This window comes from Kitasatospora sp. NPDC088346, assembly GCF_044740765.1.
In the GTDB taxonomy this organism is placed as follows: domain Bacteria; phylum Actinomycetota; class Actinomycetes; order Streptomycetales; family Streptomycetaceae; genus Kitasatospora.
Map to the genome: position 1 here is coordinate 16,678 of NZ_JBIURH010000048.1, position 12,709 is coordinate 29,386.

General features: G+C 70.0%; 17 protein-coding genes. 15 read left to right on the forward strand and 2 right to left on the reverse strand.

All coding sequences use genetic code 11. From position 1 onward, the window contains the following. Nucleotides 1–10: 10 nt before the first annotated feature. Nucleotides 11–175: an Rmf/CrpP fold protein gene (locus ACIOFR_RS34875; RefSeq protein WP_401003636.1), complete on the forward strand. Its 165-nt coding sequence runs from the start codon at nt 11–13 to the stop codon at nt 173–175. 81 nt (nt 176–256) lie between these two features. Here ACIOFR_RS34875 and ACIOFR_RS34880 read toward each other — a convergent pair whose 3' ends face one another. Beyond that, complete coding sequence (locus ACIOFR_RS34880) at nt 257–778, reverse strand: hypothetical protein (protein WP_401003638.1); 522 nt, start codon at nt 776–778, stop codon at nt 257–259. Nucleotides 779–1,222: 444 nt separating this feature from the next. On the opposite strand from ACIOFR_RS34880, the gene ACIOFR_RS34885 reads away from it, so the two are divergent. From ACIOFR_RS34885 to ACIOFR_RS34910, 6 genes are read left to right on the forward strand one after another with little or no spacing between them, the layout of a single operon-like run. Continuing rightward, a complete protein-coding gene (locus ACIOFR_RS34885; protein WP_401003640.1) occupies nt 1,223–1,912 on the forward strand; it encodes a hypothetical protein in 690 nt (229 codons plus the stop codon). 15 nt (nt 1,913–1,927) lie between these two features. Then, the gene (locus tag ACIOFR_RS34890) at nt 1,928–2,938 is read left to right on the forward strand and encodes a major capsid protein (RefSeq protein WP_401003641.1); all 1,011 of its coding nucleotides are present in this window, start codon (nt 1,928–1,930) and stop codon (nt 2,936–2,938) included. Continuing rightward, nucleotides 2,938–3,192 carry a hypothetical protein gene (locus ACIOFR_RS34895; RefSeq protein WP_401003642.1) on the forward strand — a complete coding sequence of 85 codons (255 nt, stop codon included), beginning with the start codon at nt 2,938–2,940 and terminating at the stop codon, nt 3,190–3,192. Before ACIOFR_RS34890 ends, ACIOFR_RS34895 begins: the two co-directional genes overlap by 1 nt. A gap of 9 nt (nt 3,193–3,201) precedes the next feature. Beyond that, nucleotides 3,202–3,591 (forward strand): hypothetical protein, encoded by a 390-nt coding sequence (locus ACIOFR_RS34900; RefSeq protein WP_401003644.1) that lies wholly within the window; start codon nt 3,202–3,204, stop codon nt 3,589–3,591. Then, complete coding sequence (locus ACIOFR_RS34905; protein ID WP_401003646.1) at nt 3,585–3,908, forward strand: hypothetical protein; 324 nt, start codon at nt 3,585–3,587, stop codon at nt 3,906–3,908. The genes ACIOFR_RS34900 and ACIOFR_RS34905 overlap by 7 nt, the downstream gene beginning before the upstream one ends. Further along, on the forward strand, nt 3,905–4,258 hold the full coding sequence (locus ACIOFR_RS34910; RefSeq protein WP_401003648.1) for a hypothetical protein: 354 nt from the start codon (nt 3,905–3,907) through the stop codon (nt 4,256–4,258). Before ACIOFR_RS34905 ends, ACIOFR_RS34910 begins: the two co-directional genes overlap by 4 nt. An 18-nt stretch (nt 4,259–4,276) precedes the next feature. On the opposite strand, the gene ACIOFR_RS34915 is transcribed toward ACIOFR_RS34910, so the two are convergent. Then, complete coding sequence (locus ACIOFR_RS34915) at nt 4,277–4,501, reverse strand: hypothetical protein (RefSeq protein ID WP_401003650.1); 225 nt, start codon at nt 4,499–4,501, stop codon at nt 4,277–4,279. Nucleotides 4,502–4,580: 79 nt separating this feature from the next. On the opposite strand from ACIOFR_RS34915, the gene ACIOFR_RS34920 reads away from it, so the two are divergent. From ACIOFR_RS34920 to ACIOFR_RS34955, 8 genes are all read left to right on the forward strand, one after another. Then, nucleotides 4,581–5,006: a minor capsid protein gene (locus ACIOFR_RS34920; protein ID WP_401003652.1), complete on the forward strand. Its 426-nt coding sequence runs from the start codon at nt 4,581–4,583 to the stop codon at nt 5,004–5,006. Nucleotides 5,007–5,016: 10 nt separating this feature from the next. After that, complete coding sequence (locus ACIOFR_RS34925) at nt 5,017–5,502, forward strand: phage tail tube protein (RefSeq protein WP_401003654.1); 486 nt, start codon at nt 5,017–5,019, stop codon at nt 5,500–5,502. After that, the gene (locus tag ACIOFR_RS34930; RefSeq protein WP_401003656.1) at nt 5,499–5,990 is read left to right on the forward strand and encodes a hypothetical protein; all 492 of its coding nucleotides are present in this window, start codon (nt 5,499–5,501) and stop codon (nt 5,988–5,990) included. Before ACIOFR_RS34925 ends, ACIOFR_RS34930 begins: the two co-directional genes overlap by 4 nt. A 297-nt stretch (nt 5,991–6,287) precedes the next feature. Continuing rightward, a complete protein-coding gene (locus ACIOFR_RS34935) occupies nt 6,288–8,732 on the forward strand; it encodes a phage tail tape measure protein (protein ID WP_401003658.1) in 2,445 nt (814 codons plus the stop codon). Between the two features lie 2 nt (nt 8,733–8,734). Next, nucleotides 8,735–9,634 carry a hypothetical protein gene (locus tag ACIOFR_RS34940; RefSeq protein WP_401003660.1) on the forward strand — a complete coding sequence of 300 codons (900 nt, stop codon included), beginning with the start codon at nt 8,735–8,737 and terminating at the stop codon, nt 9,632–9,634. A gap of 14 nt (nt 9,635–9,648) precedes the next feature. Beyond that, complete coding sequence (locus tag ACIOFR_RS34945; protein WP_401003662.1) at nt 9,649–10,797, forward strand: hypothetical protein; 1,149 nt, start codon at nt 9,649–9,651, stop codon at nt 10,795–10,797. Nucleotides 10,798–10,813: 16 nt separating this feature from the next. Further along, complete coding sequence (locus ACIOFR_RS34950; protein WP_401003664.1) at nt 10,814–11,917, forward strand: hypothetical protein; 1,104 nt, start codon at nt 10,814–10,816, stop codon at nt 11,915–11,917. Further along, nucleotides 11,918–12,640 (forward strand): hypothetical protein, encoded by a 723-nt coding sequence (locus ACIOFR_RS34955; protein WP_401003666.1) that lies wholly within the window; start codon nt 11,918–11,920, stop codon nt 12,638–12,640. The last annotated feature ends 69 nt before the right edge of the window (nt 12,641–12,709 follow it).

Genomic DNA, 12,709 nt, shown 5'->3' on the forward strand with positions numbered 1-12,709 from the left:
GGGGTGTGCCATGGGATTTCGAGCCGACGCCGTGCGAGCCGCGGCAGCAGGCCGCGACGCTGCCCGGGCCAGGCTGCCGGTGACCGTATGCCCGCACTCCTGTGAGTCCCTACTGCGGCTCGCATGGGTCCGCGGCTACGCAACCGCCCGTCCCATCACCCACCGACCCGAGTAACTTGCGACTCCTGCAACCGAGTTAGAGCAGCTGACGCGATGAGACAGCTCAGTGCTGGTGGCCGCGTCCGGCGAGTGGGTTCTACCTCTGCCACCAGCGGACCTTCTTCCTGCGGACGGGTTCGGTTGCACCCCCGAGAGCAACGAACCCCCGGGTTCCACCACTTTGTTCCGCCGCCATGAATTTCTCGAATATCCCTTGAGCTTCCGAAATATAGGATGACGACGCCCCAATGGTGACCTTCTCCATCAATCTATTCATCGGAGGCACCCAGGGCGCATATTGGTCACACGGAAATCCAATAACCTCAAGGGGCACCGCAGCCATTCCTCGTCCCAGATGGTAGGCGCAGAGTCGCGCCGAGGGGAGCGTCTGACAAAGAAGGCGCTGGATATTGAAAGCATTGCCACTGGTGCGATCTTCGATACCCTTCCACTCATTCAAGTGATATTGATTCCAGGTCGACTCAATAGCGTCATCAAACGGCCTGGCATCAACTAACCTGATCTTCGGATGATGAGGGCAGCGTTCCTCGTTATCGAGATCCACTATGGTGCGCTCGGACCCGATGAAATCGAATTCGCCCCATGGGGGATAAGACATTTCCCTTCTCCCTACCGGTGGAGATGGGTGAGAGGCTCCTACTTGGACTCAATCCCTCTCATCCTCGATTGAGATCAGCTTGCCTCGGAGGTAGATCCGCGTCGCTGGCGGCATTCCGAAGCTACTCTGAAGGTCACCTATGTGCGTCTCCAGTTCGTATTCATCGGGGCCGACCTGCTCGACTCGCGTGACCACTTGCGTAAGGCCGATGCGCATCCCGGGCCTTACCCTTTCGATGGGCACTTGCATACCAAGACACCTCCCACGCCGATACAGCCACAAGGGCTCTTCTATTCCAGCTTCCGCCCTTGAGTAGCTGATCGCACATCGGTACGTCATACGACTATCCAACCCACTTGCCGCATCAGCTACATGCAGGCCCGCATCCCAGACTCCGGGTGCGGGCCCTTTCGCATGCCCGCACGCCCGGAGGAATCAACCGCCATGCCCGCAACGGCACTTCCAGCACACCCGAACACCGGCCTGCAGGCGATCGGCCTGCGTCGCGACGGCCGCCCTATCTGGCCCGTCCTGGGCGGCTCCGGTGAGGGTGGCCCGCACCCGTCCGCCCCGGCTGCCGGTGACCCCGCCGCGCAGCCGGCGCAGCCCCCGACTGCCCCGCCGGCGCCCCCGGGCCCGACCGCTGAGCAGCTCGCCAACGCGCAGCGCCAGGCCACCGAGGCGGCCGAGCAGCGCGACCAGCTGCAGGCCGCCCTCGACGCGATCAACAAGGCGATCAACCCCGACGCGGCCGGCGCCGAGTCCGATCCCGCGCAGCTCGCCGGGCAGATCGCCGACCGCGACCGGCAGCTCGCCGACCTGAGCGAGCAGCTGCGCACGGCTCGTGTCGAGCTCGCCGCGCACAAGGCGGCCGAGACCGCCGGCGCGCGCCCCGACCGGCTGCTCAACTCCCGCGCGTTCGCTTCCGCGGTCGCCGCCCTCGACCCCGCCGACGCGCAGTTCGACACCGCCCTGCAGGCCGCCATCACGGCTGCCGTCGAGGCCGACCCCGAGCTCTACCGCGCCGCCGGCGCCCCGCCGGCCCGGTCCGGCGGCGAGTTCCGCGGTGCCCCCACCACCCGCACTCAGCCGGCGTCGCTGCTCGACGCGATCTCGGCCCGGCTCAACAAGTAAGGAGGGCCCGCCCTTATGGCTATCACCCTGGCTGATGCCAAGCTCAACACGCAGGACGACGTCGATCTGATGGTGATCGACGAGTTCCGCAAGTCCTCGTGGCTGCTCGACAACCTTCCGTTCGAGGACGCTGTGTCGCCCGCCGGTGGCGGTGCGACCCTCACCTATGGCTACACCCGGCTCGTCACCGAGCGGCCCGCCGCGTTCCGTGTGCTGGGCACCGAGTACGCCAAGGCTCAGGCCAAGCGTGCCCGCTTCACGGTCGACCTGGCGCCGCTCGGCGGAGCTTTCGAGGTCGACCGCGTGCTCGCCAACCTGGGCGCCGCGGCCTCGAACGAGACCGCGTTCCAGATGGGCCAGACGATCAAGTCGGCGAACGCGTTCTTCTCCGACCAGGTCATCAACGGCAAGCGGATCACGACCCCGGGCGCCGAGGCTGGATTCGACGGCCTCGACAAGGGGCTCGCGGGTTCCACGACCGAGATGGGCGCCGGCACGTCGCTGGACTGGACCGGCGCCACGCTCGGCAGCGACGCCGGTAAGGCCAACGACGCGCTCGACATCCTCGACGAGTTCCTGTCCCTGCTCGACGGCACCCCGTCCGCGCTGTTCGGCAACCGCAAGCTGATCGCGAGGATTCGCTCGCTCGCCCGACGGGCCGGCTACTACGACCGCAGCCCCAACAGCTTCGGGCAGCACGTCGAGACGTACAACGGCGTGCCGTTCGTCGACCTGGGCGACAAGGCCGGCAGCACCTCACCCGTGATCCCGGTCGAGTCCCGCGACGTCGACGGCGCCGGCCCCGGCGGGCAGATCACCGGCCTTTCCGACCTGTACGCCGTGCGGCTCGGTACCGACGGATTCCACGGTGTGTCGACCACCGGCGGGCAGCTCGTGCGGCAGTGGCTGCCCGATTTCTCAACGAGCGGCGCCGTCAAGACGGGTGAGGTCGAGCTCGGGCCGGTGGCCGTCGCGCTCAAGGCGACCCGGGCCGCGGCGGTGCTGCGGAACGTCAAGGTGCAGTGATGTACGCGATCACGTCCCCCGACGGGGACCACGACGAGACGATCGCCGGCGTATTCTTCGCCGCCGGCCGGGCCACCGTCGACGAGCTCAACGTCGGTGCCCGGCTGTACTTCCGGCGCCACGGATACACCGTCGAGCACCTCGACAACGACCCCGGCAACCCGGGCACCGAGGACACCGGCACGGGGCCGGCGAGCAGCAGCTCGCCGGCCCCTTCCACGTCCAAGGGCAAGACCACCGCCCGCGCCAAGTAAGGGGATGACGTGGCCCGCTACGCCACCCCCGAGCAGCTCACCGCATGGACCGGCCGCCCCGCACCCGCGGACGCCGAGCGGCTGCTCACCCGCGCAGCCGAAGACATCGACGCCGCGCTGCTCACCGCCTGCTACCCGGTCGACTCCACCGGCGCGCCCACCGACCCCGCGCACGCGGCTGCACTCGCCGACGCCACCTGTGCTCAGGTCGAGTACCAGCTCGCCGCGGGCGAGGACGGCACCGGAGCGTCGGCCCGCTGGTCGTCCGTATCGGCCGGCTCGATCAGCCTGTCGTCGAGCAGCCCCGGCCCGGCCGGCAGCGCCGTCGACCTTGCCCCGCGGGCCCGTCGCGCACTGCAGCGGGCCGGGCTCACCGGGCACGGGGTGCACCCATGGTGACCCGCGTACCGGGGTGGCTGCTGCACCACCGGATCACCATCGAGCCGTACCAGGGGGATTCGGCGTACGGGCCCCTCTACGGCCCGCCCGTGACCGACGTGCCCGCCCTGGTCGCCGACACTGTGCGGCTCGTGCGCGCCCCGGACGGCCGGCAGGTCGTCAGCTCAGCGCAGCTCCTGCTCGACCCCGACACCGCCGTGCCGGCCGGCTCCCGGATCACCCTGCCATCCGGCCGCGCCACGACCCCGATCTCTGTCTCACCCATCGACGCCCCGGGCCTGCCCGTGCCCGCCCACACGGAGGTGATGTGCGAATGACCCCCCGTCGCGGCCGGATCACGTGGACCGGCGACGCTGTCCTGCGCGCCGAACGGGCCGGCGCCGCCCGCGGCCTGCTCGCCGCCGCCGAGTACGTCCTGCAGCGATCCCGCGAACTCGTGCCCATCGAAGAGGGCACCCTCGAACGCTCCGGCGTGGCGTCCGTCGACGAGGAGCAGCTGACCGCCGCAGTGTCCTACGACACCCCCTATGCAGCCAAGGTGCACGAGGACATGACCGCCCGACACGACGCCGGCCGGAGCGCGAAATACCTCGAACAGCCCCTCGTCACCGAGGCCGGCACGGTCGAGCAGATCATCGCCGCAGCAGTGCGGCGGGCGCTCCGCTAGACCGCGCCGAATCCGAGATCACCGAGCAGCGTCGTAGGCCCGGCTCGCCTTGCCGTATGCCTCCTGCGCCTTGTCGAGGGTCTCGTACACCTTCTTCGCCACCCCGCTGGGTACGCCCGGAACGTCCTTCCCCGCGATGAGAGCACCACCGCTGGTCAGCTTGTTGGCTTCGTCCTGCGCCGCCGTGAGATCGGCGAGCGCCGCGTCGTACGCCCGCTTCAAGTCTTCAACTTCCTTACCCATCAGTCACTTTCCTTCCGTTCGAGCCCCGCACGTCGACGCTACCTCGACGGCGAAGCGCCCGACGAATCCTCCGGGGACGATGCACTTGCTCGACCTACTCGACCAGCTCGCCCGCTACCTGCAGTCCGCTGGTCTGCTCACCTACGACCCCACCGGCACCCGCGGCGACACGTTCATCGAGACGATGCCGCAGTCGCCCGACCGCGCGGTGCAGCTCTCCCTCTACGGCGCCGGCGAACCCGACGCCCTCAACGGGTGGGACGAGCGCGCGCTGCAGGTCCGCGTACGCGGCACCGCCGACCCCCGGATCTCCCGCGCCCGCGCAGAGGCGATCTACGAGGCCCTGCACGGGCTCGCCGGCATCGAACTACCGGGCGGGACATGGCTCGTGCTGTGCGTGGCGCAGCAGACCCCGAGTCCGATCGGCATCGACGCGACCGGCCGGCACGAACACACCGTGAACTTTCGCCTCGATGTCGAGGCAACCACCAACCGCCCTACCTAGGAGGTGACTTGTGGCCACCACTACCCGACCGATCGACGCCCGGGGCTGGCTGTTCGAGGTGCAGGACATCTCTGCCAGCACCGAGACGTGGCTGCGAATCGGCATGCTGACGAGCTTCTCGCACAACCCCGGTGAGAACGAGGAGACCGAGGAGACGACCAGCTTCGACGACGAAGGGCACTTCTCGCAGGACGTCATGCAGCGCGGCGCGACCATCGAGCTTGAGTCCAAGTACGCCGTGGACAAGACCGGCGTACAGGACGCCGGGCAGGCGTACGTCGACAACGTGTGGGCGTACCGGCTCGGTGTCGACTCGCACAACCCGGTGCGCTGGCGGCATCGCAGTCAGACCAAGTGGGTTGTCTGGGATGCCACCTGCACCCCCGGGGAGCAGGGAGGCGGAACCAACGAGAAGACGTCTTGGTCCGCCACCGTGACCCGGTGCGGGAAGCCGACCACGGCGCCGGTGACTCCGCCGGCCGGGGGTGGCTCGTGAGCGACTACGACGAGCAGCTCGACCTCGACCAGCACGACCAGGTCGCCGGCCTCGACGACTTCGACGCCTTTTTCGCCGAGCAGAACACCCGACCCCGAGCAGAAACATTCCTGCTCTACGGGCGCCGGTACACCCTGCCCGATGCACTGCCGCTGATCTTCACTCTGCAGATGGAGCGGCTGCAGCACTCGACCGACCCGGGCGACGTGCGGACGATCCTGCGGACCCTGGTCGGCGAGGATGCCCTCGACTTCTGGGCCGAGCAGGGCATGACCGACCGGCAGCTCGGCATCGTGCTGATCTACGCCGCGGCGAACGTCCGCCGGCCCGGCAGCGTGAGCATGCGGCGCGCGGCCGAGCTCCACGACGAGCAGTCCGCGGCCAAGGCCGAGGGAAAAGCCCCGGGGGCGCCGGCCCCGAACCGGGCAGCGCGGCGCCAGAAGCCCAAGCGCAAGAAGCGGCCGGCGGGCTCTGGTCGGCCGTCCTGACGCACTGGGCCGCGGTCGAGTCCGATCTCGCCCGTACCTACCACCTGACCGCCGAGCAGGTCGCCGCCCTCAGCGAGCGGCGGTTCATCGTGCTGCTGGGCGGGCTCGGCGAGGGATCGCGGTTCCGTGAGCTCTGGGCGCGGACCCCGCGCCGGATCGAGGACCCCGCGGACATCGCAGCGATCACCGGGCTACCCCCAGAGGCGTAGATCGCCGGCTGCATCAGACCGAAGACCACCGTTTCCGGGATGCGAGTCATCCGGCGCAGGTTGCGGCCGGTGTTGGGGGTGAGCTCTCTTGGCGCTCACCGTGGGCGAGCTGCTCGCCGTTATCGATGTCGACGACTCCGGGGCCGAGCAGGGCCTGCGGCGCGTCGAGGCGGGCATCCGCCGTACCGCGCAGGTGTTCGAGAACGAGGCCGGCCGGGGTGGCGAGCGTGCCGGGCGCGAGCTCGGCGAGCAGCTCGCCGACGAGGCCGAGCGCGGCGGCGAGCGGGCCGGCGCGGGGATCACCGACGCACTCGGCAAGGTCAAGGGCGTGCTGATCGGCGGCGCGATCGGCGCCGCCGTCATGGCCGGTCTGCACGAGGCGGTCGACCAGGACAAGGGAACCGACCTGCTCGCCGCCAAGCTGGGCGCGTCCCCCGCGCAGTCGGCCGAGCTCGGCAAGGCGGCCGGCGCCCTGTACTCGAAGGGCTACACGGAGAGCGTCGAGGCTGCCAACGAGACGTTGAAGTCGCTGTGGCAGCAGGGTCTCGTGCCGGCGGACGCCACGTCGGAGCAGCTCGCCAGGGTGGGTGGCCGGCTGCAGCAGGTTGCCGACATTCTCGGCGAGGATGTCGGGCCGACCTCGATCGCGGTCGGCAAGATGCTGAAAACCGGCATGGCAGCGAATGCCGACGAGGCGTTCGACGTGCTTGTGCGTGGCTCGCAGGTCGGCGCGAATTCTGCCGAGGACCTGCTCGACACGCTCAATGAATATCCCACGCAATTTCGGGATCTCGGGGTCGACGCCAAACAGGCACTCGGTCTGATCCAGCAGGGATTGCAGGCCGGTGCGCGCGACAGCGATATCGTCGCCGACGCTTTCAAGGAACTCAATATTCGCGTCAAGGACGGCAGCGCGGCCGATGGGCTCAAGTCCATTGGTCTCAATGCCGACCAGATGGCCGCAGCTTTCAACAGGGGCGGGCCGGCGGCGAATGCTGCTCTCGATCAGATCATGGATCGGCTGCGGCAGGTCGAGGATCCGAGCGAACGCTCGCGGCTCGCCTTTGCGCTTCTCGGATCGCAGGCCGAGGACCTGTCCGGGGCGCTTTTCTCGCTCGACCCGTCCGCCGCCGTTGCCGGTCTGGGCGCGGTCGATGGCGCCGCCGCCCGGGCTGGCGACACGATGCGGGACAACGCGAGTACGCGGTTCACGGAGTTCACGCGCGGGCTGCAGCAGGGGCTCGTCGAGGTGCTCGGCTCGAAGGTCGTGCCGGCGATCACCACCACGGCGGATTGGGTCGTCATGCTGGCCGGCGAGGTCGGCACCGCGACCGGATTCGTGCGCGACCACGGCATCGCCTTCTCGATCGCGGCCGGGGTCATTGCCGCGATCATGCTGCCGACGCTGGTCGCGCTCGCCGTGCAGGCCGCCACCACCACCGCTGCAACGGTGGCAGGTTGGGCCGCGCAGTCTGCTGCTGCAGTCCGCTCCGGCGTGACGTTCCTTGCCACCAACACGGGCATTCTCGCCGGTTGGGTGTCACAGGGAGTCGCGGCCGGCGCCGCCGCGGTGCGGGTGGTCGCGTCGTGGGTGCTCATGGGCACACAGAGCCTGCTGCAGGCCGCCCGCATGGCTGCCGCGTGGGTGCTCGCGATGGGCCCGGTCGGCTGGATCATCGCCGCTGTGGTCGCCCTGGTCGCGCTCGTCGTGGCCAACTGGGACACCGTCCGAGACGCGACGGCCGCAGCCTGGGAATGGATCTGGTCCAAGATCAAAGCGGTGGCCGGATTCCTCGTCGACATCTTTATGAATTTCTCGCTCCCCGGAATCCTGATGAAACACTGGGATTCCATCCAATCGGGAGCCGTGGCCGCCTGGAATGCGGTCGTCGATTTCGTGAAGGCGATCCCGCAGCAGCTCGTCAATTTCTTTCTCAACTGGACTCTGGTCGGCTTGATCATCAAGCATTGGGATTCGATCAAGTCCGGAGTCGTCGAGAAAGCCGCGGGCTTGATCGAATTTGTGCGCGGGCTTCCGGGTCGGATCGCGGACGGAATTGGAGATCTTGGCTCGTTGCTGCTCGACAAGGGACGCGACGTGGTGCGCGGCCTGTGGGAAGGCATCCAGTCGATGGGGTCATGGCTGCGTGACACCCTGATGGGTTGGGCCAAGAATTTGATTCCCGGGCCGATTGCTAAGGCGCTCGGAATTCATTCTCCGTCGCGGGTCATGGCGCGTGATATCGGCCGCTGGATTCCTGCTGGCATCGTCAGCGGGATCGAGGGTGGGCAGCCCGCGCTCGCCCGCACCATGCGGGACCTGGTCGACGTCCCCGACACCCCCGCCCTGACTGCCGCGGTGCGCGTCGCCCCCGTGCCCGTACCGGCCGCGGCCGGCGCCTACGGGCCCGGCGGTGCAGGGCAGTTCGGCGCCGGCGGGCCGCTGCTGCAGATCGAGAACTTCCACGCCGGCGGCATGTCGCCGGACCAGACGGCCGCGGCACTCGGCTGGGAGCTCAAGCGCAGGGGGTGACCATGGCTGCCGGTGACCGCGTCACCCTCCCTGGGCACATCCAGTTTGGCGAGCAGCTGCTGATCGGCCCGGGCACCGCGTATCGGTGGCGCACGCTCACCGGGTGGGAGGACTCGCCTGCGCTCGACTCCGGCACGGTCAGCCGGCCGGCCGGGCACGGCGCCTATCCCGGTGAGCTCTGGGCGCAGCCTCGGACGATCACCGTCGAGGGGATCACCATTCGGGCGCCGGTCGCTCAGCTCGGCGAGGCGGTACGGCGGTTCGGGGCGGGTGCGTCGTCGATGGATGGCGAGCAGCCGCTCGTCGTCCACCTCGACGACCGCGGGCCGCTGGTGGTGTGGGCGCGGTGCCTGCGCCGCTCGGTCCCGGTCGGCAAGGGCTACCGCACCGGCACCGTGCCGGGCGCCGCCCTGCTGTTCGAGGCGAGCGACCCGCGCCGGTACTCCCTCACCGAGCAGGCCGTCGAGGTCGGACTGCCCCGCGACGAGGTGGGCCTCGACTGGCACGTGCCCTCTGGCGAGAGCCTGCTCGCACTCGACTTCGGCGCGGCCGGCTCAACCGGCACCCTGAGCGCCATCAACGCCGGCGACGCGCCCGCGCCCGCCGTCCTGGCCATCAGTGGGCCCGTAGTGAGCCCCTCCTTTACCTGCGCCCGAACTGGGCTGCGCTGGGCCTACGACATCACCCTCGGTCCGGGCGACGAGCTGCTCGTCGACGCCGCGGCCGGCACGGTCACCCTGGCCGGCGCCTCCCGGCTCTACACCGCGACCCCACTTTCGGCGCCCGAGCAGCTGCTCGTCATCCCGCCCGGCGAGAACGCGTTCGTGTTCCGCGGTGCCGCCGAGTCCGTGCCCGACCCCGCCGCCCGCGCCGTCCTGCGCTGGCGCCACGCCTACTGGTAGGAGGAGACACCCGCATGACCGTGCGCGCCGCCTGGCTCCCGCCGGCCGGACAGACCAGGGCGGACACCCGCGCCGCCCCCATCGGCACCATGACCCCCGCCGGCCCGACCACCACCGCCCCCGGCGTCATCCCCGGTGGCGACCCGCTCACCCTCACCGGCACCGCCGCCATGCAGGCGCAGCTCGGCATCGGCCGGGCGGTGGTGCAGGGCAGCACCCTGCAGGGCGCCTACCCGGTCGCGGTGACCGCCCCCGAACTGCTCACCGTCGCCCCGGGACATGTGCAGTACGACCGGCTCGACCTGGTCGTGCTCCGCGTCTATGACCAGTTGTTCGATGCGTCCGGCCAGAGTCTGGCGACGGTCGAGGTCGTCCCGGGCACGCCCGCATCGGTGCCGGTGGCGCCCGCGGCGCCGGCCTGCTCGCTGCCGCTGTGGCAGGTGCGGGTGCCGGTCGGTGCGTCCGCCGGAACGGGCGGGATCACCTGGGCCACGGCGGCGACCGATCTGCGGACCTACACCGTTGCGGCCGGCGGCATCCGGCCGGACGCCGGCACCGGCCCGGGCGCCTACGTCGGGCAGTACCGCGACACCGGCAGCCGGATCGAACGCTGGTCCGGGTCCGCCTGGGTGCCGTGGCCCGCCGCGCTCGGCGGCATCGCACCGGGCAGCCTGTCGGCCGGCAGCTACGGCGGGCAGTGGCGCGACGGCGCGGCCGGCCTCGACCGCTGGTCCGGATCCGCGTGGGTGCCGCTCGGCAGCTGGACCACCTACGCCCCGACGTGGACCGCCACCACCACCAACCCCGCCATCGGGAACGGCACCCTCGTCACGAGGTACACCCGGATCGGCAAGACGATCACGTACATGGGGCAGCTGCGCGCCGGCTCCACCACCAACGGTGGCACCGGGATCTGGAACATCACGCTCCCGGTGCAGGCCGCCAACAACGGTGTCACCGTCCAAGGACCCTGCAGCTACACGCAGTTCGGCAACAACAACTGGATCGGCAACGCTGCGATCCCGCCGGGCGGCACCACGGTGGGTTTCACCGTCAAAACGGCCACCAGCGCGGGCGGCTTCGACAACGTCTCGAACGTCGTGCCCGTGGGCACCAACGCGCAGATTCAGCTCACCTGGTCGATCACCTACGAGTGCATCTGAGGGGGTGGGCACAGGCATGCTCACCCCGACGCCCTACCGCGTGCTGGTCTGCGACCTGAGGTCCGATCAGCTGCTCGACGTCCTGCCGCTGTGGGGCGTCTCGCTCGACGACTTCATCGGCAAGACCGGCAGCTTGCAGGGCACGGTGCGGATCGTCACGGCCGATCTCGCCGCCCGGGCCCGCGCGTCCCTGATCCCGGGGCGCACCGCGCTGTGGTTGGAGCGCGGCGGCGACATCTGGTGGGGCGGGATCCTGTGGACGACCAGCCTCGCGAGCGATGACCGCGGCTACCTCGCGCTCACCCTGCAGGCCGCGACCTGGGACAGCTATCTCAACCGCCGCATGCTCTACGACAGCCCGGAGTCGAGCGGCGTTGATCAGTTCGACATCGTGCGCGGGCTGCTCGCCTACCTGGCCGCGCAGCCCGGCGGCGACATCGGGATCGAGGCCGGCACCGAACTGTCCGGCATCACCCGCGATCGGTTCTACTCCCGGTTCGACCTGCCGTACGTCCGGGACATCATCGACGCCCTCGCCAAGGTCGAGGACGGGTTCGAGTGGCGCATCGGCTCGTACCGCGACCCCGACAGCGGCCGGCGGATCAAACGGCTGCAGCTCGGCCACCCCCGCATCACCACCGGCGCCCGCGAGATCGTCCTCACCCGCCCCGGCCCGGTCATCTCCTACACATGGCCCGTCGACGCCACCGGGCAAGCCAACTCCTGGCAGTCGCGCGGGTCCTCGACCAACCGCAACCAAACCGCCGACACCACCCCGCTGATGTCCGCGCACCTCACCAACACCGAGGACATTGCCGCGGGTTGGCCGCGCCTCGACGGCAGCTCCGACTATCAGACCGTCGAGCAGCAGGACACCCTCGACGCGCACGCCCGAGCCGACGCCGCATCCCGGCTGCGCCCACTCACCATCCCAGAGATCACGGTGCGGCTCGACGGACAGATCACCCCGGCCCTGCTCGGCGCCGCGGTCCGCCTGCGGATCACCGACCTGTGGTGGCCCGAAGGCATGACCGCCCGATACCGCGTCGTCGGCCTCGCCACCTCACCCCCCGAACGCGGCCGGCCCGAGACCGCGAAACTCACCTTGGAGGCTGCCTGAATGGCTGCGATTCCGCAGGACTTGCTCGACCGAATCCGCGCGCTCGAACGCCAGGTGCGCGAGCTCACCGGCCGCGCGCAGACCCGGCCAGCCCTCGACCAGATCCAGCACGGCCAGGTCGTCATCGCCGAAGGCGGCACCCTGACCGTCAAGGACGCCGACGGCACCGAGCTCCTGTTCCTGGGCAAGCTCGACCCCCACCCGGACGGCAGCCCGCAGTACGGCCTACTGCTCAACCGGGAAGACGGGTCGCTCGCCCTGTCGATGTGGTCCGGCGGGCCCGAGCCGCAGGGCATCGACCTGTGGGACGCCCGCGGCAACGTGATCATCTCCGAGGACCGGGTCGCCGGCGGTCTCGCCCGCCCCTACCTGCACACCCCGCTCTACCCCACGAACGACCTCGACGCCTACGCCTGGACCACCGATAGCAACCCCAATGCGCTGTGGTCCGGCGCGCACCTGCGCCAGCAGCCCAAGGCCAGCATCGGCGGTTACCTGCAGGCCGATGCCGGGACCGTCGGCCGCTGCCAGGTCTACATGAACGGCCAACCGTGGGGCGCCGTGCACGAGACCAACGGCGGGTGGATCCAGTGGGGGGACGGCGCCCTGCCCGTCCCCGGCGACTTCTTCGCCGGCGTCGAGGTCGAAATCAAGGTCTGGCGCGTCTCCGGCACCGGCCGCGTCCGGGTCTGCCCCACCGGCATGTACGGCGCCCAGTCCTAACCCACCCCGCACCACCGCACCCGTCCGACCACCAAATCCGCAGCCCCCGTGCCGACCGGCCCGGGGGCT